Annotated in this window: 1 protein-coding gene; it reads right to left on the reverse strand. The window is 74.4% G+C overall.

Annotation, left to right across the window (positions count from 1 at the left end):
* Positions 1-262, reverse strand: a 262-nt coding sequence (locus tag HWE04_RS24330; RefSeq protein ID WP_241813939.1) for an aldehyde dehydrogenase family protein, incomplete at both ends; no start/stop codon positions are given.

Here is a 262-nt window from a genome sequence, read left to right on the forward strand (position 1 = left end):
ACCGGGCACCGTCGCCGTCGAGCACGGCCAGCCGCCGGGCGCTGTCGGCGGCGTGGTGGGCGGAGTCGATCGCGGCGCTCACGTCGGAGTCGGCCTCGCTCAAGGTCGTGCCCGTCTCCGGCGCCGACACCTCGATGAGGTCGGCACGCCGCGTCTCGAGCTCGTGCGCGATGAGGTCGAGGAGCTCGGCACGGTCGGACGGGTCGTGCCGTCCCCAGTTCACCCCGGCCTGCGCCGTCCGGGCGACGATGCGCTCGAGCTT

Source organism: Herbaspirillum sp. C7C2 (genome assembly GCF_022627865.1).
GTDB classification, from domain to species: domain Bacteria; phylum Pseudomonadota; class Gammaproteobacteria; order Burkholderiales; family Burkholderiaceae_D; genus Herbaspirillum; species Herbaspirillum frisingense.